Below are 622 nucleotides of genomic sequence, written 5' to 3' on the forward strand. Positions count from 1 at the left end.
CCACGCGTCCACGCGGAAGGTCCACAGGCCCGGCTCGTCCGCCGCCACGGTGGCGACGAACCGGTCCGTCCCGGGGACGGGCGACAGATCTCGGAACTCATCGAGGAATGCCTGGTAGTCCCGCTCGACAGCGGCCAGATCCCAGGACCGCCAGACGACGTCGCGGAACACCCCCAACGTGCCCGGCTCGGCGACGTACGAGTTGCAGGGCAGGCTGAGCTTCTCCATGAGCATGCCCGCAGGGATCTCGTTCGGCACATGGGTGGAGATCCACACCCCCGGAGCCAGCGCGGCGAATCCCAACCAGTCCAGCCGGGTTCGAAGCTGATGCCGGACCGCCCGGTCGTTCTCCGGCACCTCCGCCGTGAGGATGAGCGCCCGTCCGTCCCAGGGCCGGTCCACGTCGGACAGACGGGCGATCCGCGCCGCACCCTCCTCGAAGAGCTGGTAGCCGGCGCCCGTCAGATGCCAGTGGGCCTGCCTGCCCACCTTCGTCGCGGTGATCCAGCCTGACGCTGCGCTGCGCTGCAAGGCCTGCCGGGTGGCGTTGCTACCGAAACCCAGCGGCTCCAGAGCGTCGATGAACGTCGACGTGGGCACCGGCTTCGGGTCGGGGTACACG

At 69.8% G+C, this 622-nt stretch carries 1 pseudogene; it reads right to left on the reverse strand.

Going from position 1 to position 622, the window contains the following annotated elements:
- Positions 1–621 (reverse strand): annotated as a pseudogene (locus ABFY07_RS42810) (hypothetical protein); the annotation flags it as partial.
- Position 622: the final 1 nt, after the last annotated feature.

The sequence above is a fragment of the Streptomyces sparsogenes subsp. cuspidosporus genome (genome assembly GCF_039532705.1).
GTDB classification, from domain to species: domain Bacteria; phylum Actinomycetota; class Actinomycetes; order Streptomycetales; family Streptomycetaceae; genus Streptomyces; species Streptomyces sparsogenes.